The following is a 21,181-nucleotide window of genomic DNA, read 5'->3' as shown; positions in this document are numbered from 1 at the left end:
GCGGTGGACGACTAAGGGGCAGGCGCTGACGCTGCAAGCTCCAGAATCGACCAGCCAGCTTTTTCAAGCGCCACCCTTCGCTTTTCCCCTGCAGCACCCTCCCCCAATGAACTCTGGCGTATGGCCAAGCACAGCATGTGCGACGGACGGGTCATCCCCACGTACATCAGCATCATGTCCTTCTTCGCTGTTTCCTTAGGCCTCTTGGCAGCTGCTTTTTTGCCCTCTAGATATGGCATGAGTTTCTGGATGAAGTGGCTGCCCCTAAAGGTCTCCAAGATTATCGTCGCTGCGTGTGTCTTGCCCTTTTCCGAGTGAATGGATGACATCCGGATATCGACGCCGGCGGAGACATCCTGGAAACGGTAGGTGTTTACAAGGGATCCCCCTGTTTCTCCGGCTTCGGTGGCAACCGGAGCCGGCTCATAAGCAAGGTATTGGCGGCCCAGGATTTCAGCTGCCACACCCTCAGAATCATAGAGCGCGGCAGCCAGCGCCATGAGTTTCGGTGCGATGACCTTGACCCAGTCCTGCTGAGTGATTTCGGACGGCACAAACAGCATCTGCTGGAGACACTCGCGGTACCGAGCGAAGGCTTCGGGCTTGGTCGTGAATTTCTCATGTACAGCGGCTTGGTGCCGACCTCGTATCTGAACTAGGCTACGAGGGAAAGCCAACTCACCGAGGTTGATCAGACACGAGGCCAGAAGCTCAACGGCTGAATTGGCCGTGGGCTCCTTCATCGCATAGCGGCGCGCGATATGTGCGCCCTCGGCAAACGTGCGGGGCTTGAACGACGTCTTGGTCGTGTCAGACCGATAGGATGGCCAATAATGCTCCAAGGCTTTCGGGTACTGGTTGGGCTTGAAGTTCTCAAGCCGATGCACGGCGCCGACGGCGAACACACCCTTCTCGCGGATATCTTCCGGTAGATGTTTCAGCACCAGCTTGCCGAATTCGTCCAGCACTCCGGTTGCATCCTTGTCCGGAAAGACGATGATCGTGTTCGGGATGGTGCTGGGTTCGCCTTCAGCCCGCAGCCCTTTCAAGCCATCTGTGATCGGGACATAGGCAAACGGGTTGGCAATCGACGCAATGGCCTGATCAAAGCGGAAGCTGCTGGCGATCTCCAACTGACGCTTTGGGTCAGGGAACGGATCCGACTGTGGTGTCTTCTTCTCGAAGATTTCCTGGTTTGGGTCGCCAACGCGGATGACGCGAACATCTGGGTCATCGTGGGGGAAAACCCGTTGCAGTATGCCCGCCTGGTCAGGTTGGGTGTCCTGCATCTCATCGATCAACACGCACGGGAAGCGCAGACGCAATGCGCCGCCCACAGCTGGCTCTTGGTCGAGTAAGGCGTGGCCCAGCACGAACACTTCATCGAAGCAGAAATAACCTGCCTTGGCAGCGCCGCTCAGCGATTTCACCACACTTTTGTAGGTGGCGGTGTGTGGCGCAAAACCGATTTCTTCATCCCCCAGTGGATGATCGAAATCAGCAGACCGGACTCGCAAGCTGTGGAGGCTTTTGTGCTTCATCTCAAAGGCCGTCTTAGCACCAAAATGCTCGCTATCCGTCAGCTTTCTTCGGCGTGCCTTATGCGTGAGGTCATCGTCAATGGCCTGCAGTGCAATCCCTTTCGAGCGCAGCCATGGTGAAGCCAAGAATCGTCCGGCGAAACCATGGATGGTGTCGATATAGTGAGGGAAGCGCAGCAGCCGTTGACCTACTTCCGTACCGCCGAGGCGTTTCTCGATCTCTTCCCTGGCCGCGTTGGTGTGTGAAAGCACGCAGATACCCTGCATACGGCTCTTCCAATGGCGAGCCAGGATGGCCAATTTCGCCACGACCAGGGTCGTTTTGCCGCTCCCCGGGCAAGCCGCTACATCGATGGTATCCATGGATTTCAAGAAATCACGACGAGGCTCGTCCAGCGTTTCCAGCCCCATGAGCTTGATGACCCAATCCACATCGGCATCAGTGATGGGGGCAACCAGTTGGCTAAGCGTCATTCGGCGACCTCTTCCAGCGGATCAGCTGAGCCTGCCGGTGCTGCCGACACCACGAGAGTGTGAGCCGGGCTGGAGGTTGTGGTCAGTGCGGCACCTCCGGTTGCGTACTCGATCGCGTGGACAACATAAGTGGGCAGCAGCCCACGCAGCGTCGTGGCGTCCAGGGTTTTGTTTTCAAACCGCTGGTCGATCAAATCGATCAGGTGCTGGGCTGCGATCGCTTTAGAAGCTCTTTTGAACAGTTTGTAGATCGCGGAACACCTTGCATCCTCGGTGGCATAGGTCGTCTGGATCTTGTCGAAAGCTGTTCGCGCCTTCTTCAGCAGCGTGACCTTGGTCTCCTTGCCTTCGTCGATCTTTTCCTCATTGATGGCCAGGTATGCGGCATGGTGGACTTCCTTCGAAAGCCCCTTGAACGCCAGGTCGTACTCAAGCGTCCAGTGATCCGCAACGAATGTGCGCACACATTGCCCGTCACTTTCTGCTCGCTTGTCGCGGTGATCCTTGAGTCCTTTTTCAAGGTCAAGCGGTGTGGCACCGAAGTCTTTCATCGCGCGCCAGCGTCGATCGGCTTTGTCTGGCCATGCAGCCCCTTTTACTCCCTTTAGACTCAAAATCTCGGGGGCACAGTCCGGCATCACGTCCATGTCCGTAATGCAGGCTGTAGGCACGGATATCTCGCCCTTGGAGGTGTCTTTTCGCTGCAGGATTTTCGAGTAGCGCCGCAAACCAACACCGCCCACGTTGATGATCGATACGCCATGCTTGGTGAGATCTTTGCCAAGTCGCCGAGCGAGCGACGGCAACAGAATGGCTTCGGCATCGCCTTCTACGACCAGCAATCCCTTGGCGAAGAACAGACCCGCTTTGGTCGCGTCTAGGAAGCGGCTGAGGAAGCGATAGTCGTCAGGAGCAAGGCAGGTTTGCTCTTCTGCAAGGGAGAACGCCTGCTGCCGCTGCATCAGAACCAGGTTCTGCAACGGAATTTTCGAACTCAGGTTGGGGCTGTGCGTGGTCAATATGACTTGAACCTGCCTCAAGCCTGTAGCTGGCTGAGCCGCAGCCTCAAGAAACTCCATCAACTGGAGCTGGCGCTGAGGATGTAGGTGCGCTTCTGGCTCTTCGATGAGGAGCAACGGAAGTCCGTCGGGCTCCTTACCGAGCAGCAGTAGCTCACAGGCCATGAACAGCACGTTGTTCGAGCCCAGCCCATAAACGCCGCGGGCTTGACCTGTGGCGTGATCCAACAGCCCCAGCTCCAAACGCTCCAGGATCTGTTTGAGTTTGGCGGGATCCGTTCCCGCCTCCCCGAAACCAATGCGACTTGTCAGTGGCTGGCCAGCAAGGGAGAGCGGACGCAGGTAGGTGTCGTTGATTTCCTTCTGCGCGGAGACGATGGCGCCGTGGCTGTTCACCAGATGGCGAAGATAGTCGCCCATACCTGCAATACTGAGGGCCTCAGCGTCAGCAAGGTCAGCTGGAAGCGCCGCAGGATCAAAGGCGCTGCCGGCGTCAATATTCGGGAAACTACTGAGTACTTGAGACAGGCGGGAGTTTCTGCCCGGCGACATCTCTCGTTCTGCGTCGCGCAGCGGTTTTAGGTACGCGGTGGCCAGTAGTTGCCGTACACCCACGTCCAAGGACGGGCCTTCTCCGTTTTCACCCGAACGAATCGAGATGTCGACCCATTTACGAGTCGAGGCAGAGGCAACGATGCGGCGAGCCGACCAGTGAACGTAGAGCCTCCCAACACCATCCTTGTAGGTCACGTACTCAGCGAAAGCGCCGAGTTCCGCGGAGCTCAGTCCTTCCAGCGTACACCTGAGAGTGATGGCTTCCGCCTGGGTGCCATCGCTGGCGATGTGAAAGTCCTCGATCTGAAGCCTCAGATACTCAGCATCACGTGTCTGCAGTACGTAGCGAATCGCATCGATGACTGCGGTTTTGCCCGCATCGTTTTCACCTACGAGGGCAGTCACCCCTTCGTTGAACTGGATGTTCAACGCATGACCGCCTTGGCCGAACTGGCGGAAGTTTTCGATTTTCAAAGCCGAAAGATGCACAGCGCTGCCCTCACCTGATTCAGTGGCAGGGAGAGGGTTGCTGAGCGTCAACCTGGCCGACACCATCCCTCCCTGGATGTGCTAGCTATATGCCATGAAAAATCCACTGGGGCTAGACGATTCGACCGGTTCCTACCGGGGGCTTGGTCATTCGGCATACCCGCCTGGTCGTGTAGCCGTCGCGGGTATCAGTTCAGCCCTAATTGATGGCCGCGTAACCCGCCCAAGACGCCAAGTTTCATTTACCATGCTGTCGGCCCAGGCCGGGCGCGAACAGGCCGAAAGCCCCAATGTGCACAGGTATTCCCGTTTGGCAGCAAAACCACTAACAGCTCGCGAGGCCTATCAAATCCTGCGAGACGTTGCCCTAGGGGTTCGCACGATGCGCCGCATTGGCCAGCAGTCGTGGGCTGAAATCTACTGTGGCTTGATGACTGTCGAGGCCGATGGCTGGGTGCTCACGTTCTACAACGATTGCGACGCCCTCGATTACTGCGACAGCTGCTACAGCCCTGATGGCCGCGCGTACGTTTTCAATTCGTCGCAGTCGTACAGCACTGACCCTGTAGAGTTATTGAGCACTTGGGAGCATGCGCAGCTTGAAAAACTGTTGAGTGCCTCGTAGCCGGCCATGAGAGAGCGACAGGGTTTTGACTTAGCAGACGGTCGGCTAAGGCAGCTAAGATCATCAGCTCCTCATCGCAGTGATTGCCTATGGACGATTTCGCCAGCCGTTTTTCTGAGCAGGGTTATGAACCCCACGCCGACGACCGCTCTCACCTTCTGAAGGCATTGAATGAACAGCTCTGCAGCCCAGGCGACGCTCCTCGTCTTCGGCGCCTTTATGACTCATTGATCGATGCTGCAGGGGATGGCGGCGATGAAGGCGTCTGCGGCATGCGACAGAGCTAGCGGAGGTTGTGGCTTCGCGCGTCGAACCGGAGAACGGATGCCTCGTTTACTACTCATGTTCCAATGCATGGGCCGCGCTCAGGAAGCTGGTGGTGCAGTCATGGAAGGACGATACCCTTGACCACCCTGCTCTGCTCAAACAGCTTTATTTCCTGCGCGCCTCATTACATCACTCAGGCTTTAAAGAGCTGGCACCAATGCTTCGCTCCCGAATCTACTGCAACCTAGGCAATACGCTCAAGGCGTGTGGGCGATGGATCGAGGCGCTTGGGGAATGGCGCAACGCCTTGGAGGACAATCAGATCCTGGGTATGGCGCTGGGCAACCTTGGCATTGGATTGGCTCAATACGGCCGTACGCTTTACGACCCAGGTCACACCTAGATGCTCATGGTAGTCGTAGCCGCAGACCATGGCAGCGATCCGGGGCTGAGCATCATCATCGACGGAATATCTTGATCTGCCACAGGAACCGGCGATCACGGTAAATCTGCATGAGCAGATCGGTCGCTGCTTTCTCGATATGGGCTTCATTCATGGCAAAACACCATATGTAGGCTCTCAAACACAACCTAGCCCAATATGTAGTGCTTTCAATATATGCTTAACCTAACATATAGGTTTTGCCGATGAACGGTTATCTCTCTACGCGCGCCAGGATGGCGGGACACTCAATCTGCTTACTAACGGCTACTCAGGGTCGTCATCGACCTCTGGTTGCGGCCGAATCCAGCCGTGGCTGATGAAAAAGCTGAAAACATTCGTAAATTGGGAGTAAGCGCTCTTCCGGACAGCTTCCTGGAAAAAACTGTCCTTAGCTTGATTACTTGGTAAGTCATGTGGTTCAGCGTCCCGAAGCAGCCCCAGCAGAAGGCCCTCAGTGGCGGCAGCATTCCAGCATTGGCTGTTGCTCATGAGCGTAGCCAGGAGAAGGTCAAGCTGTGGGCTGGTGAGCCTTCCGGAGAATGGTGCAAGCAGACTGCGGAAGCGGATCTCTGACCCCCTGAAACTTCCTGATTCGCCGTAGCTCGAGACAGCCCGATCCCACAGTTCTGGAATCGGCGATACGCTGATCACCTGCTCAAGATGAGCGTCACTCATGTCTTGGATAACGTTCAGCAAGCCTTCTCGCAAGGCAGGTACTGAAACGCCAGCGAGAGTCCGATAATCAGGCGCGTTCGTAGGATCAAAGTTCGCGGCAGTTTCAACGAGCGCGGTTTGGGTTGCAGGCTCCAGTTGTGACCAGAACGCAGGGAACACCGCCAGCAGGGAGATTGCACGAGGTCGTGATGCAGGCTCAGCGTTGTCAATGAGCCTCAGGATTGCTGTACAAATATCAGGCCAAGCGTCAGGAGCCCTATTGCGCAGAGCCATTAAGGTATGGGCAATTTTTTGCTGGTGCGTCTCCCACTCAGGGGGAGTCCCTTTCAATAATGATTTGCCCAAAACTGTGCCAAAATTTTGCAAATTCTGTGTCTTGATGCGCTTCAAATACCGCTGATCCACATATTCATGGATCTGGTCAGGGTATGTCGGAAACCCAGCTGACTGGACATCCAGGCTGTAAATGTCATAGATCGCTTTTCCTTGGCGCGGCTCACGCGACAGTACGCAATCGATGACATTGACAAGGTGAAGCCTCACCAGCTCTGGTGATGGTTCAAAAAGCTCAGCTTCGGCTGAGAAAGCAGGATGTGCGCACAGGTGTCTATCTAGTCGCAGACGGTGTAAATGACGCTTGGCAATAGGGTCAAGAACCTGCGTCGTGTCCGTCGCATGGTCAAGAATTTCACCTTCCAGCGTCAATAATTTAGGAATATTGTCAGCTGCAGTGGCAGCGTCCCATTGCTTGATGAATTGAGCAGCAGCTGCATCTCCTTGAGCGCTGATCTCACGATACTTGGCGATCAAATCGTAGGCTAATGCAACCCAAAGTGAAGTGAGTGATCCCCTTAGGGCTCCGGCTTTGTAGGCTTTGATAGCATCGAGAAAGTAACGCTTGGAAGCGGGATTTCGAATTTTTGTGACTAGGATGTCTAAATCTACGAAGCCAATATCCATATCTACCCATGCCGTGCCATATGGAAAAATAAACGCTAAGGCCACCAAGCATCCTCGCGTCGAAATGGGACTATCGGCTGTCGACGACACCCTCCCCTGCGAGGAAAACGAATTGGTATCTGCTTTGGGATTATCTCAGGCCGATAAAGCTGTAGCCATTGAACGATCGGATAATGGCCAGCTCCACTGCAGCATGCTCGCTCTGCAGATGCGGGAGTCATTATGCTGATGTGCGGCGCTGAAGCGCTAGCCGTTGCGCTGGAGGAAGCCCTGCTCATGAGTCATGAGTGAAATCCTGGAGCACTGACTCAGCAGGGGCGATCTGGCGGGCTACTGTTATCACGCCGCATGGTCAGTCAATACTGGCAAAAACGAATGAATGAGCCAGTATTGAACGACAGGCCTCAATCGTCGCGGGTACAAAGGCCTCTGCAAGGCGATTAGCGGGGGGCTAGCGACTCTTGGGATTACAGGAGCACCATCCCTTGGACAGAGAAGCATACCGGAGAAATCTCCTGTGGAGGCTTGCCGATGCAGCGTCAAAGTGCGCGCGCAATCGTGTTGAGGGATTTGAGCTGCTCAGGCAGGCCAGCGCCCACCTCCACCGATTGCACCCAGACCATATTGTGATGACGGCACAAGAGCTGGAAGTCAATTTCCGTCGCCCTCTAGAGGCATGGCTGCCGGATGAGATCCGCGGGAAGCTCACTGGCGTGCTTCTAGCACCCTCTAATACCCCCACCCGAACCTGCACAGAGCTGTTGTTGGAGTTTAATACCCGGGAGCAGTACGAGCAGACCCAGCATCTGATTCGTCGCGTGAGGGACATTTGCAAGGCAATCCCTGAGGGTGATGAGCTGTACCGAAGCTTCCGGGAGTTCCTGGTATTGAATGGCAAGACAACCCGCCACCCGCTTCGCGTGTTGTTTCAGCCTCTCGACCTTTCCGTGGAAGACCTCTACAGGCCACCGGAACGCCATGAGGTGCTTGCCGGCAAGATGTACCTGTGCCCTTCGTGCCACTGGCCAATGACGATCACTCAGTCCCACATAGCGTGCCCCTCGCAGTGGTGCGAGCACGCTGGAAGCATCTTCGACCTGCATCGCCGCCAGGTCATCAACCGGTTGGATGGCAATAGCCTGAAGGGCCAGGTGGTCAACGATGAGACCTTGGTACTGCAAGATGCCTACTGGAAGTTCACTTTGCTACCCGGATTGCTGGAGATTCAGCTCGCTAAAGGCCTGCGCGTGATGGGCTTTCTTCCAACGCTGTGGCCGGATGTCGATGAGGCGGACGTGCGCATCGACGTAGGTGGTATGCCCCTGGATTTGGACGCCAAGGTGTGGCGCTACCCCGAAGCCCTTGAAGCACACCTGCAGCCTGCCAGCCGTGGGCCAAATCGCTGGATTGTGATTCCCGACTACCAGGTTCGATCTCTGCCTGCACTGAGAGAGCGTTTGGGGCCATACATTCATACCTACAGCAGTTGCCTCAATGAACTCAAGCGCCGAGCGTGATCGTGTCGAGGCCGGCTGCATTCTCTTTTTGGCCATCGCTTGCCGAGATGTGGGCAATACTCCCACCATTGGAGATGCTGCGGCGCTGGCTTCTGGCCAATTGGCTCATTGGGGAGGACTTCATGCTCTAACGAGGGAGGAGCAGGCGTCCTTGGCCGTTGCGCTGCGCTTTATACATCCGGAAATTACGGAGCCACGGGTCTTTCTGTACACCGCCCAGAGTGTGATGCTGCAGCCTCACAGCTACTTCATTCTTGTCGACGATCCAGACTTGGTCAGGCTCACATTTGACCATCGCTACCGGCTGGCTCAAGTCTTGGACGCGGGGGATCTGATCCAGGATTACCTACAAATTGTTCGCCGGCACCAGCCCCCTACTCGCAAGCAAATTCCTGTCGACAGGGGTTTTGACTTGCGAGCTAAATTTGGCGAGCGCTACCAATACTATTCGTTTGATGAAAGTGATCTTCCAGCGTTACCCCCGCCTGATCAAACACTGCCGATTCCCGTCCGGCCGGAAGCTCATGAGGCTCACTGGAGTTACGCGGCGCTCAAGGCTATCGCTGAGCAACTGGACGCTTCGCCTCTCTTACATGGGAGCCATCTGAAAAGCTTGCAGAACATCTTGCGGCGCGAGCGCAGCGTGGAGGCAGCAGCGGGAATTTTTTATCGGGTTAATGCACCTACCGGCTCGGGCAAAACCGTGTTGGTGGTCATGATGGCCATCGATGCTGCTTGCCGAGGTGAATCCGTCGTGCTCGTGGTGCCCGGGCTGCTGGAAGTGGAGGGATTGACCGCCGAGTTGAGAGACTCGCTCAGTATCATCGCCCCACACCTGACAGTGGCTCCTCTGCACGGCGAACGTCGCCTGGCTGAGATTGCCGCGCGGCAATTCGATGCAGGTGGCCAATCTCCACCGTATGAGCATATTTGCCTGCTACAGGGGCATGCCAGTGATGGAGTACCGATCCCCTCCTCTAGGGAGCCGTGTTTTGGACTTCGATTAGTGGAATCGATAGGCCAGGGCAATAAGCGCATTTCAAAAATCGCGCACTGCCCATTCCTCTTCAAATGTGGGAAGACCTCGATGCTTGCCGGCGCGCTGAAAGCTGACATCGTGGTGGTGAATCACGACGCCCTGCTCGCGGCCTCGACCAGTATCCCGCTTGAGGACAGCGACCGTTTTGGCTCAAGGCGCAGCTACTTGGAGCTTTTGCTTCGCACTAAATCGATTTTCCTAGTGGATGAGATTGATGGGCTGCTCAGCCGTACGATCAAGAATTGCACCACAACCCTGGAACTGGGAGGAAAACGACACGACACGGCGCTTGCTCGCCTGCGGACGGAGGTCGACAGCCGTCCCGGAATCCAGGGCATGAAGCAGAGCAAGTTCAACGTCTTGAAGTGGGCGCTGACTTTCACTGCGCAAACACCGGATGAAATACTCGACCTGTGCGATGAAAAGCATTTTCGATGGCCTAGCCATGGCATGCGATGGCCTCAGTCCGAGGACAAGATGTTGCAGCATACGCTCCAGGTCGACCATGACATGCTTGAAGCCTTGTACCACCTGAATGATCGGTCAGTGCCGAAAGAGCTGCATGACCTGCACGACAATTTGACCTATTGGGGCATCAAGGAAGCCCGAGCGCCAGCAGATATAATCCGCCAACTGACCAATATCCTCAAACGGCTTTCTGATGCAGGACACATTCGGAAAGCGGGAACCAAATCAGGAGATATGAAGGCGGCGCTGATCCTGCGCGGAGCTTTGGGCCTTATCCAGGAGCAGATAGCCATACTCCACCGCTACATGCGGGATTTGATTTGGGCTGACATCCCTGACGCCCGTGAGGTGGAGAATGCTTTGGAGGGAACTCCCACAGTAACACTTGTTCGTAACGGGCCACTCCAGCATCCCATCTGCGGATTCAAATACCAGGTTGGGGATCATGGCCCTGCGACCCTGCATGTGGAAACGCTGAAGGGCGACCCGCACGCCACTTTGCAGTTTCTACCCAACCTCACCTCCCTGGCTTTTTCAAACGCACAGCGCGTTTTCATTGGGCTTTCGGCCACCGCGCACTTTCCAGGTGCGAGCCGTTATGACCTGCCTGCGAACGACCTCATTGATGTTCCGGATGCCTCGGGACAGATTTCTTTCTGCAACCTGGCAACGACAGCTCAGATTTCTGGAAGCCTACCCAGGGCACGAAAGCGCAAGGTGAGAGAACTGGCCGAAGAACTTGCCTTGTGTTTGCCGCCAATGCTGCAGGCCCAATTGAAGGCGGATCCTACCCGGGGCCGTTTCGTCCTGATAACCAACAGCGATTCAGATGCCGAGGTGCTTGCGATAGCGCTGCGTCATGCATTTAGCAAACTAGCGCCATCAGAGGATTTGGGGTGTCTGGGTGAACAGGTGCTATGGGTTCGAGGCAAAAGTGCTGCCGCCCGCCCAACGGAAATGCCGGCAGATTGCGCCATGTTCCATCATGACCTGCCTGGGCTGTTGACCGGAGAGCATCAGGCGAAGCGCTTCCTAGTGAGTTCGCTGTCACCGATAGCGCGTGGCCATAACATTGTCCACCCCAACGGTCGCTCCGCTATCGGCGCCATCATTGTGTGTGTTCGACCGCTTCCGCCCTCCGACAATCCAGCTGACACCTTGGGGCATGTTACGTATGACAACAGTAAAAGCCTCGGCGTCTACAGAACACCCGGCGAGGCGATGGCTGCGTCCAGGTCACTGGCTTACCGTAATCTCAATGCGATTCGGTACGCCTTGCCCAATTTTTCCAGCCAGCCGGAGAACATCCGCCACTTCACGATCATGAACATCTTGGTCGACCTGGCGCAGCTGGCAGGTAGGGGGCGCCGTGGTGAAACGCCCATCACTTGCTATTTTGGTGATGCAGCGTTTGTCGATGGCAAAACGTCCTGGGCTGATTTGCTGAGGGCTAGCATCCAGCATATGAAGAAAGATGGGGAATGGGATGACTTCTGCCGGGAGCATGCCGGCATGGCCGGTGCAATGGAGCAATACATTCGATAAGGGGAGCATGCGTCAATGAGCACAAAGCACCTTCGCACTAATCTGTTCCGGTTCGACCCTGCTCAGTTGGGGCATGTCTACCAGTCCGTGGTTGATCCAGAGTTCTATGACGCCTGGCGAGCGATCGAAGCGGTAGCCCCATTTAAGGAGAGGAATCTTCCGACTCGAGGCTTGCAAGAACTGCTTGCCGTGATTTCCAGGGGGCCGGTGAAGGCCAACGCCAGGCCGTCGCCCCGGGCTGATGCTGCAGCGTTGCTCATGCTCAATGAGATCCCCCTCTCCATACTCAACGAAGCACTGGAGATTTGGGGGGAGGAAGTGCTGAAGTCCTACAGCCATAGCCTTCCTGGTATCGCCAAACGCCTAGTGGTCAAAGAGCTGATTCCGCTGGAGGCCGAGACGTTATTCACGCCAAGTGCTACCAAGGGCGGTGCCTACGCTGTCGTACCATGGCTCGTGGGGCAGCGCATGGCTGCCAAGCTCATGAAGACCCAGCCAGGCGCACCGGTGAAACTGTTTGAGACAGCGGACTATCGACACAACAGAGACGGGATGACGCTTCTGACATGGGATACTCCCATATTGGCGGCCGAGCAGGGAGAGATCGCCCACCATGTGCTCGACCTGAAGCTGTCCCTGCTCCCCGGACATCAAAAGCCCTACCTCGACCTGAGGGTGCATATCAACCGAGTGATGCCTAATTGGGTGGGGAAGAAGCTACATGCCTGGGTGAATTCGAATAACGGGATCGTCTGCTGTAGAGTCAAAACGCCCCCAGCCGTTGATGGAAAGTGGGTGACCCATTACGTGCACCCCACCAGCCGCATCCTAGGTTACCTTGGGTATGATCCGCTGCCCGCCATCGTTGAGGGAGACATTCCCCCAGATAGCTGCATCCGTCCCATTTTTGCGACTACTCCGTCTAACGCCGCGATTGGGGCTGGCGCCGGCCCACTGTTCTTTGATGAAGCCAGTTTTCATCTCACCGAATGCGTACCTGGTACCGAGCCGATGCTGGCGCAAAGGGTGATTTCCGGTTTCCGGCAAAAACGGTCAGTCGGTGAATCGACTTTGCCAGCCCTACCGGTCATGGTGCTTGCCGCTTCTGCTGACCTTGTCATGCGTCTTCATGTGGCCACTCAGGATCTTGCGACTCAGGCCAAGCTGTTCAAGCGGCTTGAAGCCCCATCTTTTGAACTCAAACGCCTCTCGGTGCCGGAGACCGCAACGTACCTACTCCAGCCTTGTCAGAGCGATGCCAATATGGAAGCGTGGTTCAAATCAGAGGTGCTTCCTGAAATACAGCGTACTTCGGCGCAAGTGGTCATCGTCGAAACCACGCCAGAACTGGCGAGGAACAAGTTGAGCGATTCCAAGCACAAATTGCGTGATCTGTTCGCTCGCCACGGCGTTCGAACCCAGTTCATCTTCCATCCTCCCGTCAGACGAGTGCGTCGGGGGAAGCTCGATGCAGATCATCCGGCGCTGAACGCATTGATCGAGTGCATTCGGCTGCATGGGCTTATTCCAATGCCGCTTCCGGAAGCACCGCGGTTGGCCCCGAATACCATGATCCTGTCTGTGTATCTGGAACGCATATCAGAGGAAGGCGGGTATGTTCATCTGCCGGTCATCACACGCATTGAAACCCGCAGTCAGAGAGCGGAGGTTTTCTGGGGAAGCAATGGGGATGGCTCGGTTGGCCGTTGGTATCCGTATGGCGATGCCGCTGCCCTCATCCATAGCACCAGGAAGCTTTTCAGCGAGCAGGAGGTCATGCGCCTGGTCGATCAAGCTTTCCTTGCGCCAAGACGTGCTCTGGAGCAACCGTTGATTGTATGCCTCGACAAGGGGCTAGCTCGAATCTACAAAGCGCTGCAGGACGCTCCTGCCGGGGATCTTCCTCCGATACCAACTGATGCGGCCGTCGTCAGGGTACGTTGCGATGAGAACAGCGCGCTGGTGACCGGCAACCATTCGAAATCGCCAGCTACTCCGGCGCATATCGGCAATCACATCGGGCTCTACAGCGCAGAGGACGACCACCGCGTTCACTACTTTGTTTCGCCATCCAGGCATTACAACAAAGAACCCTCTCATCGCAATGCCAATCGATACAGTGCAGATGAAGGGCTGGATAAGCCGTGGCATCATCTAGGCGTGACTGAACTGGTTGTCCTCCAGCCCGGCGCTTTCCAGAGTGAAGCCGTTGTGGCGGAAGGCATCGGTCTTCTATGCCGTCATGCGCCGCTTTGGGACTGGTACATCCGGTTGCCGGGCCCTATGCACCTCGGGAAGAAGATCGCGGTTGACCACCCCTACGTTGAAGCACAGAGAAACTCATTTGCCTAAGATGCCCGTAGAGTTGGTGTCGTAAGAAGACCAGCGTCGTAGTTTCCTAAGCCGCGATAGCAGAATGCTCTGCCTGAGTCTCGTAGACCAACTCTACTGGCGACCCAGACCAGAATTTTTCGAGCAATCCCTTCGTCTGTTCAGCTTGGCCGCCCTCGAAAAATCCGCAAGAATGTCACTTGGCTATTACCAACTGTACGGAACACTCATATGCCACGGAAGCTCAAAGGGGGCGGCGGCGGGTCGATCGCTCTGTACGCCTTGTTGTTCGTCGTTGCCCTCTTGGCACAGATTCCAAAACAGGTATGGATCGCCCTTGGGGTGATCCTGGGCATAGGCGTGTTGGTATGGGTGGTCAGGCGCACCACCCAGGCAAAGCCCTACGTTCCTGAAGACGATATTGCCGCGGAGAACGCTGCGTCTTCTCGACAAGCAACCTCCCCCACAGTAACCGTCCAGTTCAGCACGAATACCCGCGAGCGAGATTTCCATACCGTCCAAATCGGCTCGTCCAGCGATAGTCAGAGCTACGCCATCCCAAAGCCAAGTGCTAAGCCCACGGGGGTTCGTTGGCTTGCTGAAGGTGAGTCCATCAACGTGGCTGGGCTGGCCATCCCAGGCGGAATGCTCTACATCACCGAACGAGCGACACAATTCGGCCAAACTGAACCGTCCTTGATCGATGCTACGCTTCGAGTCGCACGCTCACCTATGAACCTCACCGAGCGGCAGATGCCCTATTGGCCAAGCTACCGAAGCATCACGCCTGAGGCGCGGCGAGCGTATCTGCAATGGTTGGCAGGCGGTCGCCGCCAGCCTGCCGATGCAGGTTATGTGTTCCTGTTTTTCTACGGGCTTGAACGCCGCGCGCTGGTCGATGCACCGACTGACCCTCAGGCCAAGGCAGAGATCCCAGCCATCAAGGCTGAGGTCGAGCGCTTGCTTGGTCTTTACGGCGACAACAATTCTTTCCGCAGCTACGCTACTCGCTTCCTCGCCCATATCGACACAGGTTCTGTTCAACCTCAAAGCTACATGAGTGAGCCCGCCGCCACTTCCACAGACGGTTATGAGCTGCCGATGTCACTGCGCGTTGCGCTGGGTCAGATGGCTGTGGACAAGTATCCGCTCAACCCGAGCTGGGCATTGGCCTGGGCGCTTGCAGAACCCAACATTTCCAGGCGTACACCCGTGACCCGGTGTCCGGAGCAATTCGCAGAGCTCTTCAAAAACGAATTCGCAAAACGCTACCCCAACGGAATTGTGCTTCCTCAGAACAAGACCAAGCTGAAGATTGCCTATCGCCCTGCTTCTGCTGGATTGAGCGTTCCGGCAGTGGCCGTAGGTGACCTTCCCGATGTTGCGGCAACCTCAGGAACGCGCAACAAGCTGCAGGTCATTGTCGAGGAATGCACCGTCGTACTCGACGCGTTCAGTCGGTATCTGGGGCGCAATCCGGACGCGGAAAATAGCCTGGAAGCCATCCTGCAGTTGCCAACAGAACTCTGGCCCGCTGAAGCAAAAGCAGAACTTGAACAGTTGGAGCAACGCGTCGGGGGCGAAACCATCTGCATGAGTTTCGGTGAGCTGGCAGGCCGATTCAAATCAGCCGGCGCGCTCTCCCGCGACAAAGTCGTCGCACTCGCCCGGGCCTTGGAAAGCAAGCGAATTGGATTGGAGCCCGATGTCCTTTCTGGCAGCCGTACGCCCAAGGCAGAAGACACCATCGCGCTGTTCGCCGCGGACTCTGACGAAGGCACTCTTCGCTCTACAGATGCTTACAGCGCTGCAGCAGTGACCTTAGATCTGGCCAGTGCAGTAGCTGCGGCAGACGGTGACACCTCGCTTGAGGAGGTGAATCTGCTGTCAGGCCACATTGACTCATGGGATCACCTCTGCGTCGCGCATCGCAAACGCTTGAAGGCGCATCTCCAGATTCAATTGAAGCAGCCGCCCACGCTGGCAAGCCTCAAGAAGAAACTTGAGCCGCTGCCCCTTGAGGCCAAACGAAGAATTGCCAGTTTCCTGGCCCACCTGGCGCAAGCAGATGGTGAGGTGACACCGCAGGAGGTGAAGCTGCTTGAGCGCGTGTACAAATCGCTCGCTCTCGATCCGCAGTTCGTCTACAGCGACCTCCATAGTGCAGCCGTTCGCCCTTCCCAGGTCGTGGAGGCAATGACTGCAACTGCCGCGTCGGCCACTATGGCACCGTCTTCAGAAAGCAGTAGTACAGGCTTTGCCCTGGACATGGACAAGGTCGCTCGTCTGCAACAAGAAACAGCAGAGGTGTCGGCGCTTCTGGCCAGCGTCTTCAATGAAGAATCGCCTGCTGAAACACCTAATGCCTCGGGACAAGAAGCCCCCCAAGAACAGGAAGGCAGTACCGCCGAACAGCTTGCTACCGTACATGGTTTGGACGTTGAGCATTCTGCGTTCCTCCGTTTGTTGGTTTCTAGGACTGAATGGAGCCGCGCTGATCTGGAAGACGCAGCCAGTGATATGGAACTGATGTTGGATGGCGCTCTTGAACGGATCAACGACACAGCGTTTGAGCTGTTCGACATGCCCGTGACTGAAGGCGACGACCCCATAGAGATCAACCCCGACATTCTGGATGAATTAGCCCTATGAGTAAGATACGAGCCAAGGATCGCGACGCGGTCATTCAATCGCTGCGCGCAGGCGTAGTGCCCCGTGTTGGGCAGCACCTGATCCAGGTAGGTCGGGCGGGTGAGCTCGACTCGCTGCTCAAGGATGTGGATCGTCTCGCAGATGGCGGTTCCGCATTCCGCGTCGTCGTTGGCGAGTACGGTGCGGGTAAAACCTTCTTCCTCAACCTGGTGCGCGGCATCGCCATGGAGCGCAAGCTCGTCACCATGCACGCCGATTTGAACCCTGACCGTCGTCTTCATGCTTCCGGTGGCCAGGCGCGCTCCCTTTACTCCGAGCTGGCCAAAAACATGGCCACGCGTACCAAACCCGATGGCGGCGCGCTCCAGGGTATCGTCGAGAAATTCATCTCCCAGGCTAAAACGGAAGCCAAGGCCAAAGGTGTCGAGGGCGAGGTTGTCATTCGTGAGTACCTGTCGGAGCTCACCGAGATGGTCAACGGCTATGACTTCGCCGACGTCATTGCCGCCTACTGCCGCGGTTTCGAGGAAGGGAATGAGCAGCTTAAGGCTGATGCCATCCGGTGGCTGCGCGGGGAATTTTCCACCAAGACCGACGCCCGCGCTGCACTAGGCGTGCGTACGATCGTCGACGATGCCTCCGTTTACGATCAATTGAAATTGCTGTCACGGTTCGTGCGCCTCGCTGGCTTCGGCGGACTGATGGTGTGCCTGGATGAGTTAGTCAACCTATACAAACTGGCAAATACCCAGGCCCGGAACGCCAACTACGAACAAATCCTGCGCATCCTCAACGATTCGTTGCAGGGCTCGGCTGAAGGCCTGGGCTTTGTCCTGGGCGGCACACCAGAGTTTCTGATGGACACTCGTCGCGGGCTCTACAGCTACCCTGCCCTGCAGTCGCGCCTCGCGGAAAACAGCTTTGCGAAGTCTGGGCTGGTCGACCTTTCTGGGCCTGTCATTCGGCTCAGCAGCCTGACCCCTGAAGACTTCTACGTGCTGCTGCAGAAGCTACGCAATGTCTATGCCTTCGGCGTACCTGAGAAGTTCTTGCTGCCGGACGAAGCCATCCCCGCGTTCATGGCGCACTGCAACCAGCGCTTGGGCGAGGCATATTTCCGGACACCACGCACGACCATTACCGCTTTCATCAACCTGCTCGCGGTCATCGAGCAAAACCCTACAGCAGATTGGCGAACTTTGCTGGGCGCCGTGGAGCTGTCTAGGGATGAGGGTGGGCAGCAAGATCTTGAAGTCGAGGCCGACGATGAGCTCGCCAGCTTCAAGCTCTGACTCCTCTTCGTTCGAACGTCTACACCCCGAGGTTCAGCAATGGATCTGGTCACAGGGGTGGACGTCGTTACGTGATGCCCAAGAGTGGGCGGTACCGGCCTTGGTGGGTGCTGATCGCGACGTAATCATTGCAGCGTCTACCGCCGCGGGTAAAACAGAGGCTGCATTCCTCCCCATCCTGACCAACCTGCTCAACGACAGCGAACCCGCCGGCGCGGTGCTGTATATCAGCCCGCTCAAGGCACTGATCAACGACCAGTGGGACAGACTCAGTCGGCTGTGCGAGCGGCTAGGGCTGCCCGTCGTTGCTTGGCATGGTGATGTGGCAGCAAGTAAGAAACAACGGTTCCTGAAATCGCCCGAAGGCATCTTGCTGATCACTCCGGAGTCGCTCGAGGCGCTGTTCGTGAACAGAGGCTCGAGTTTGCCTGGAGCTTTTCAGAACCTGCGCTACATCGTCGTCGATGAGCTCCATGCCTTCATTGGCAGTGAGCGCGGTAAACAACTGCAATCGCTCATGCAACGGGTTGAGATCGTCGTAGGTAGGGCCCTGCCTCGTGTAGGGCTATCCGCGACGCTTGGGGAGATGTCGCTGGCCCGAAAATTCCTGAGGCCAGTTCGCCCCGATGACATTACCGTCATCGAGTCGAAATCCTCTGGCCAGGAGCTCCAGGTGCAAGTACGCGGCTACATCGAACAGCCGATGCAACAGGTGGTGGCAGAATACCCCGGGAAAGCGTCAACAGATGAAGACGCCGAGCAGGAGGATACCTCTGGTACCAAAGTGGCAATTGCTGGCCACCTGTACAAGGTGTTGAGGGGGCACAACAATCTGATCTTCCCCAACAGGCGCCAAGAGGTTGAATGGTTTGCCGACCGTCTGCGATCACTGTGCGAGAACGATGGAGTTCCAAACGAGTTCTGGCCGCACCACGGTAGCTTGTCCAAGGAACTGCGCCAGGATGCCGAACGGGCGTTGAAAGCGGGAGATCCTCCAGCTTCAGCCGTATGCACTACGACCCTGGAGCTGGGTATAGACATTGGCAACATCAGGACGGTCGCACAGATCGGCTGTCCACCCTCCGTGGCGAGCCTGAGGCAAAGGCTTGGCCGCTCAGGGCGTCGACCTGGTGAGCCCGCGATGCTGAGGGCGTACTGCCGCGAGCGCCCCTTAACGGATCAGTCTGATCTCTCCGATCAGTTACGTGAGGGCCTTGTCCAAACGGTCGCCATGATCCGCTTGCTGATCAATGGGTGGTTTGAACCGCCACGGTCGGAAGGCCTACACGCCTCGACACTGGTGCAGCAGTGCTTGTCGTCGATTGCTCAGCTCGGCGGTGCCTCGGCGGCGCAATTATGGGGAAATCTCATAGCAAGTGGCAGTTTTGCTAGCGTCACCAAGCCCGATTTCCTGTCTTTGCTCAAAGGTATGGGTGAGAAAGAATTGATCGTCCAGGACAGCTCAGGACTTCTGCTGCCAGGCGAACTCGGGGAGCGGTTGATCAACCACTATGAGTTCTACACCGCCTTCACGAGCGATGAAGAGTTTCGTTTGCTCCGGGATGGCAAACCACTTGGCTCGCTGCCCGTCAGCAAACCCCTGACCAAGGGGCAACGTATCATTTTCGGTGGCCGACGCTGGCAGGTTCAGGACGTCGATCTTGAAGCGAAGGTGATCGTGGTCACGCCGGCGCGGGGCGGCGAGCCCCCTCAGTTTGATGGGCTAGGCGCGCAGGTGGATGATCGCGTCAGGCTTGAAATGCGAAACGTACTGATGGACACCACCCCTTGTCCCTTCCTGGACAAACACGCTCAAGCCCTACTGGAGGAAGCTCGGAGTAACTTCCGTGCCCTCGGCTTGAGTGCCGCGGCGATTGTTGGCTCTGCCAGCGTAAGCCACGTTGCGACCTGGCGAGGGGACTATACCAACGATGCGCTGGCCTTGTTGCTCAGGCATGTGGGCATTCAGTGTGAAAACACCGGGCTCTTCCTGGAAGTAGCATTCAGTGGGGAGGATACGTTGAGAGCGTTGCGCATGGTCGGCCAAATGGACATCTCAGATGTAGAGTCCATATTGGAAAACGTCGAAAACATGATCCGAGAGAAATGGGATTGGGCCCTTCCCCGCTCGCTCCTGATGAAGTCGTTTGCCTCGAGTCATCTTGATCTCCAGGCTGCAGTCTTAACAGCGCGGCTTCTTAGCGAGGACGGGCAGGACGATGCGAATGCCCGTGGCCTCCTCTCCTAGGATTTGTCGCCCATCCTTTCGAGGTCGGCTTGTGCACTGGCAAGCTGCTGGATCAACTCAGCTTCCCGCAGTTTCCCTGTCGCGGCCTCGGACTGAGCGTCTACAGCCTCCTTAGTCTTAGCTTCCAGTTGCTGGGAGAGCAGCTCTTTCGCGCCTTCCGCGCGCGCAGTCGCTGCATTCGCGATGCCCAGGTCGCCCCTCAGATGTTCGATAGCATCGCGATGCTGGTTAGCTTCCTTGGCGTGCTGGCGGTTCTCGGCGATCAAGCGTTCGTTGTCGCGGATCATGCGGGTGGCTTCCTCCTGCTTAACCATGAGCGTCTGCAGGAGAAGGGTTACCTCTTGTTGCATCTGGTAGATCTGGGATTCGTGACGGTTCAAATCTTGGTCGCGCTGCTCTTTCACCGATACACGGTAGTGCTCAAGCGCTTCCCTGGCATGCTTATGCTTTTCCTCGAGGGATTGAATTTGGGCGTCCCTCTCTTGGAGTCGAACCTCAAGGTCGCTACAGCTCTGGCTGATCCAGGCGTTACGAGTGATCTCGGCTTGAAGGCTGGAGTGAGCGGTCTTGAGTTCCTCGTCCTGAGTCTGCAGTGCTGACCGCAGCTTGATGATCTCCCGCTGGGCCTGTTCCAGGTGACCTTGAAGTGTACTGCTCTCGGCCTTCATGGTTTTCCGCTCAAGCTCGAATGCAGCCCGCTCATGCGCTAGCGCTTCATTTCCCTCCTCCAGCAGTCGCTCGAGCATCTTGCCGACCAGTTCCGTAAGTTCATCACTTAGGCGCGATGGGGAAGCAGAAGGGCGCGGGTGATGCGACTCGATTTCCTTCAAATATCGCTGAATTGTCGTCTTAGATCCGGTATTTCCCAATTCGATGCGAATTGCGTCAATGCTAGGGTTTTGCCCTCTGGAAAGCAGAGCGTCGCGCGCTTTGCGTACCAGTACCAGGTTAATGCCACCTCTAGCCATTTCAGCTCCTACGATTTCGTACTGTTTTACGTTTCATGTAATTACGTGCCATTTTAGCACGTAAAATCGAA

13 protein-coding genes are annotated in these 21,181 nt (G+C 56.6%); 9 read left to right on the top strand and 4 right to left on the bottom strand.

All coding sequences use genetic code 11. The features are described 5' to 3' along the window. Positions 1-11: 11 nt before the first annotated feature. Positions 12-2,015 carry a UvrD-helicase domain-containing protein gene (locus ACK56M_RS14280; RefSeq protein ID WP_411959562.1) on the bottom strand — a complete coding sequence of 668 codons (2,004 nt, stop codon included), beginning with the start codon at positions 2,013-2,015 and terminating at the stop codon, positions 12-14. Beyond that, on the bottom strand, positions 2,012-4,129 hold the full coding sequence (locus ACK56M_RS14275; RefSeq protein WP_223809656.1) for an ATP-dependent nuclease: 2,118 nt from the start codon (positions 4,127-4,129) through the stop codon (positions 2,012-2,014). The genes ACK56M_RS14280 and ACK56M_RS14275 overlap by 4 nt, the downstream gene beginning before the upstream one ends. Positions 4,130-4,388: 259 nt before the next feature. On the opposite strand from ACK56M_RS14275, the gene ACK56M_RS14270 reads away from it, so the two are divergent. From ACK56M_RS14270 to ACK56M_RS14260, 3 genes are all read left to right on the top strand, one after another. Beyond that, a complete protein-coding gene (locus ACK56M_RS14270) occupies positions 4,389-4,703 on the top strand; it encodes a hypothetical protein (protein WP_029886795.1) in 315 nt (104 codons plus the stop codon). Positions 4,704-4,792: 89 nt separating this feature from the next. Next, positions 4,793-4,990 (top strand): hypothetical protein, encoded by a 198-nt coding sequence (locus ACK56M_RS14265; RefSeq protein ID WP_145997532.1) that lies wholly within the window; start codon positions 4,793-4,795, stop codon positions 4,988-4,990. 92 nt (positions 4,991-5,082) lie between these two features. After that, positions 5,083-5,373 carry a hypothetical protein gene (locus ACK56M_RS14260; protein WP_029886796.1) on the top strand — a complete coding sequence of 97 codons (291 nt, stop codon included), beginning with the start codon at positions 5,083-5,085 and terminating at the stop codon, positions 5,371-5,373. A gap of 306 nt (positions 5,374-5,679) precedes the next feature. On the opposite strand, the gene ACK56M_RS14255 is transcribed toward ACK56M_RS14260, so the two are convergent. Continuing rightward, a complete protein-coding gene (locus ACK56M_RS14255; RefSeq protein ID WP_102085141.1) occupies positions 5,680-7,095 on the bottom strand; it encodes a hypothetical protein in 1,416 nt (471 codons plus the stop codon). 440 nt (positions 7,096-7,535) lie between these two features. Between ACK56M_RS14255 and ACK56M_RS14250 the strand changes: the two genes are divergently transcribed. From ACK56M_RS14250 to ACK56M_RS14225, 6 genes are all read left to right on the top strand, one after another. Continuing rightward, the gene (locus ACK56M_RS14250) at positions 7,536-8,567 is read left to right on the top strand and encodes a hypothetical protein (RefSeq protein ID WP_029886798.1); all 1,032 of its coding nucleotides are present in this window, start codon (positions 7,536-7,538) and stop codon (positions 8,565-8,567) included. Then, positions 8,545-11,619, top strand: coding sequence for a hypothetical protein (locus tag ACK56M_RS14245; protein ID WP_102083938.1), 3,075 nt, complete (start codon positions 8,545-8,547; stop codon positions 11,617-11,619). Before ACK56M_RS14250 ends, ACK56M_RS14245 begins: the two co-directional genes overlap by 23 nt. Before the next feature lie 15 nt (positions 11,620-11,634). After that, the gene (locus ACK56M_RS14240) at positions 11,635-13,971 is read left to right on the top strand and encodes an RNaseH domain-containing protein (protein ID WP_029886800.1); all 2,337 of its coding nucleotides are present in this window, start codon (positions 11,635-11,637) and stop codon (positions 13,969-13,971) included. Between the two features lie 210 nt (positions 13,972-14,181). Then, complete coding sequence (locus ACK56M_RS14235) at positions 14,182-16,602, top strand: TerB N-terminal domain-containing protein (protein WP_102083939.1); 2,421 nt, start codon at positions 14,182-14,184, stop codon at positions 16,600-16,602. After that, on the top strand, positions 16,599-17,894 hold the full coding sequence (locus tag ACK56M_RS14230; protein WP_102083940.1) for an ATP-binding protein: 1,296 nt from the start codon (positions 16,599-16,601) through the stop codon (positions 17,892-17,894). The genes ACK56M_RS14235 and ACK56M_RS14230 overlap by 4 nt, the downstream gene beginning before the upstream one ends. A 43-nt stretch (positions 17,895-17,937) precedes the next feature. Next, positions 17,938-20,142, top strand: a complete 2,205-nt coding sequence (locus tag ACK56M_RS14225) for a DEAD/DEAH box helicase (protein ID WP_054889917.1) — start codon at positions 17,938-17,940, stop codon at positions 20,140-20,142. On the opposite strand, the gene ACK56M_RS14220 is transcribed toward ACK56M_RS14225, so the two are convergent. Further along, complete coding sequence (locus ACK56M_RS14220; protein WP_102083941.1) at positions 20,139-21,110, bottom strand: DNA-binding protein; 972 nt, start codon at positions 21,108-21,110, stop codon at positions 20,139-20,141. The two genes, ACK56M_RS14225 and ACK56M_RS14220, sit on opposite strands and share 4 nt — an antisense overlap. Positions 21,111-21,181 lie beyond the last annotated feature (71 nt).

Origin of the sequence: Pseudomonas sp. s4 (genome assembly GCF_046764235.1) — a bacterium.
Lineage (GTDB): Bacteria > Pseudomonadota > Gammaproteobacteria > Pseudomonadales > Pseudomonadaceae > Aquipseudomonas > Aquipseudomonas asiatica.
Note: the sequence above shows the minus strand (reverse complement) of the source record. Positions and strands in the feature narration are given on the sequence as shown.

What these genes read in the sequence shown, in the direction of transcription:
- ACK56M_RS14280 (WP_411959562.1), bottom strand. Translation starts at nt 2,015, where the DNA reads ATGACGCTTAGCCAACTGGTTGCCCCCATCACTGATGCCGATGTGGAT.
- ACK56M_RS14220 (WP_102083941.1), bottom strand. Translation starts at nt 21,110, where the DNA reads ATGGCTAGAGGTGGCATTAACCTGGTACTGGTACGCAAAGCGCGCGAC.
- ACK56M_RS14240 (WP_029886800.1), top strand. Translation starts at nt 11,635, where the DNA reads ATGAGCACAAAGCACCTTCGCACTAATCTGTTCCGGTTCGACCCTGCT.
- ACK56M_RS14265 (WP_145997532.1), top strand. Translation starts at nt 4,793, where the DNA reads ATGGACGATTTCGCCAGCCGTTTTTCTGAGCAGGGTTATGAACCCCAC.
- ACK56M_RS14235 (WP_102083939.1), top strand. Translation starts at nt 14,182, where the DNA reads ATGCCACGGAAGCTCAAAGGGGGCGGCGGCGGGTCGATCGCTCTGTAC.
- ACK56M_RS14230 (WP_102083940.1), top strand. Translation starts at nt 16,599, where the DNA reads ATGAGTAAGATACGAGCCAAGGATCGCGACGCGGTCATTCAATCGCTG.
- ACK56M_RS14245 (WP_102083938.1), top strand. Translation starts at nt 8,545, where the DNA reads ATGAACTCAAGCGCCGAGCGTGATCGTGTCGAGGCCGGCTGCATTCTC.